This is a genomic window from Candidatus Equadaptatus faecalis (assembly GCA_018065065.1).
Classification (GTDB): domain Bacteria; phylum Synergistota; class Synergistia; order Synergistales; family Synergistaceae; genus Equadaptatus; species Equadaptatus faecalis.
In genome coordinates this window covers 1-2,853 of the sequence record JAGHTZ010000049.1, presented here as the reverse complement: position 1 = coordinate 2,853, position 2,853 = coordinate 1, and the positions used below count along the sequence as shown (strand labels likewise).

Annotated in this window: 2 protein-coding genes; both read left to right on the top strand. The window is 45.3% G+C overall.

The features are described 5' to 3' along the window. A partial coding sequence (locus KBS54_03795) for a DUF3089 domain-containing protein (GenBank protein ID MBQ0055253.1) occupies positions 1-963 on the top strand: 963 nt, incomplete at its 5' end. Between the two features lie 1,402 nt (positions 964-2,365). Next, positions 2,366-2,572, top strand: coding sequence for a hypothetical protein (locus KBS54_03790; GenBank protein MBQ0055252.1), 207 nt, complete (start codon positions 2,366-2,368; stop codon positions 2,570-2,572). Positions 2,573-2,853 lie beyond the last annotated feature (281 nt).

Genomic DNA, 2,853 nt, shown 5'->3' with positions numbered 1-2,853 from the left:
TCCGATAGTTCTGCCACAGATTATTCAAAAGCTTCAAACTGGATGTACAAACAGGATGAAACGGCTCATAAAGCGGATATGTTCTACGTTTATCCGACAGTCACCGTTAAAGGCGAATATGCGCCGGTAGAAGATGCAGTGCACAGAGCCGCCGCGCAGAAAATTTTTGCAAGACACGGAGCGCAGTTCTTTGACTGTGCCAACGTCTACGCGCCGTATTACAGACAGGCAACCTTTGAGAGTCAGTTTAACGGCGAAGTCGGGGACATAGAGGGACTTTTGAAATATTACAGAACGACACAGGGCTGGAAAGACATACAGGCAGCTCTGGACTATTATTTTAAAAACTGCAATTCAGGAAGACCTGTAATATTTGCCGGACATTCACAGGGCGCAGGGCTGATAAAACTGATATTTGAAGACTATATGAAAAAACACCCCGAGTATTTGAGCCGTGTCGTTGCGGCATACGCGCTCGGTTTTTCTTTTACCCCCGAATGGTTTGAAGCAAATCCGCACCTGACGGCAGCCGGCATACACTTTGCAGAAGGCGAAACCGATACGGGAGTGATTATTTCGTGGAACACGGAAGGTCCAGGCGCGAAAAGGAACGTAATGCTTGAATCTGACAGTTACGTAATAAATCCGCTGAACTGGAAAACAGACGATACTTACGCGGAAGCGTCCCTGAACCTTGGCGGAATGGTCGCGAAAAAAACAACCCCCGGAGTCTATTCTCTCGTTGAAGGCGTATGCGACGCGCAAATAAACACTGCGCGGCACAGCCTTGTCGTGTCGGAAAAATATACCGTTAATTCCGAATACGCCATAGAATATACTCAGGGTTTCGGAGACAAAAGCCTCCACGCATTTTTTGACGGCGACCTGTTCTACAAAAACATAGGCGTGAACGCCGCAAAAAGAATAGATGAATTTTGCAGAAAGAATAACGTTCAGGAATAGGTTCGCCTGAACAGCGGCTTTTGTCAAGTATTAACAAACAAACGGCGCGGATATATAAAATCCCGCGCCGTTTTTATTTTTCCCAAAATTGCTTTTGGTACAACAAACATAGCTATAAGCTACAAGCTAAAAGCTGCAAGCAAAAAGCTATAAGCCTTAACACCTTAAGAGTCATTTTATCTATCATTCCGACGGAAGTCGGAATCCAGAGTCTTTTCGTTTTTAAGGTACTTTCAAAGACGCTGGATACCGTATTTCTACGGTATGACAAAGGCTTTTGGCTTACCGCTTCCAGCTTAACGCTTAAAGCTGTACTTAAACAAACGACGAACTAAGAACGACAAACGAAGAACAAATTAAAACCTTAACGCTCGTTTCACTTGCGTAACGACGCTGGATGCTGCACTTCCGCTGCGCTACATGCAGCAAGACAAAGATTTTTGTTCTGCGTTCTTCGTTCTGCGTTCTGCGTTCATCAAACTCCGGATTACTTCCTACTGGGCTGGGCGCAGATGCTGCTTGCGCCGTCCGTTCGTTTTCTGTGCGTTGCTGCAGGGCTCTTGCTTTCCCTGCCTCCTTCCGAAAGCATCGGCCTCGTGTCTCAGCCCTGAAACCCGACCGCTTGGCGTGCCGTTACCGAAGTGTTACAGAGCTTTAGCTGAAAAGCAACGGGCTTACCTCCGTTTGGAGCCGCATCACGTAATGCGTGAGAGATATACAAGGCGCAGCCTCTCTGCCGAGAAACAGCCGCAACTTCAGACCTCGGCAGGTCATACAACTGTTTCAGGAAAGCCATGCCCGACGAAAAATCGTCAACCCCCTCTATTTAAATATCTTGAAAAAAGACAAAAAAATGGAACCACCTGTCCTTGCGAAGCCTTGCGGCGTCTATGTTTGTGCCGTGTTTCAAAAAACGGTCAAAAACACAATTTTTAAACTGCCTGTCCTGACGTTATACAACTTGCCCCAAGACTGACACCCCTGAAAAACGCTCTGCAAAAAAAATATAAAAATGGAAACAGCTGTCAATGCGAAACCGCATGGCAGCTGTATTTTTATCGTGTTTCAAAAACGGGGAAGTTTCCAAAAAAAACGATTTTTTCAAGATATTTAAATAGAGGGGCATGATGAAATTCCCAAAAGCAATAAGCAGTAAGCGGTAAGCATTAAGCCGACAGCTGAAAACCGTAAGCAAAAAATCTTTGTCGCTCCGTGCTTGACACGGAGCCCAGTGACTTTACGGGCGGAGCCCGTTGGGTTTTAGAAGAAAAAGACGCTGGATTCCGACTTTCGTCGGAATGACGGATAAAAAAGCCTTAAAGGTTCTAACGCTTAAAGCTTATAGCTTAAAGCTTACAGCGTTCGTGAGCAGCGCGAACACACAGAAAGGAGGTCAAACACAATGACGGACAGCAAACAAAGCAAACGGGTAGCAACGAAACTCACCCCCTTGCTTCATGCGGAATTTATCCGCGCGACGAGGTTGAAAAACGAAACAATGAACGGTGCGCTGTGCAGATTTGCGAAACAGTACACGGAAAAAGTAAAAAGCGAACTGTTACGGTCGTCAGTCGCCAGCCTGAAAAAAAAACTTTGTAAAAAGTCTTGACAACTGAAAAAGAGGGTTTTACAATTCTCGCTATGTTCGCGGCATTGAGCCGGAATTGTTTTGTTGACTTGTGAATGTGATAAAATTCACAAACGACTGAACTAAAGTTTATTTAACAAAAAATCACAGGAAGGGAGGGGTAGAAATGTTCCAAAAATCATCTGTCTTTGACCTGAATTTCAGACAGACAGACAGACAGACAGACAGACAGACAGACAGACAGACAGACAGACAGACCTCCTCTTCTAAGGTAGGTTTTGGTTTTCCATACCCCTCCTTTA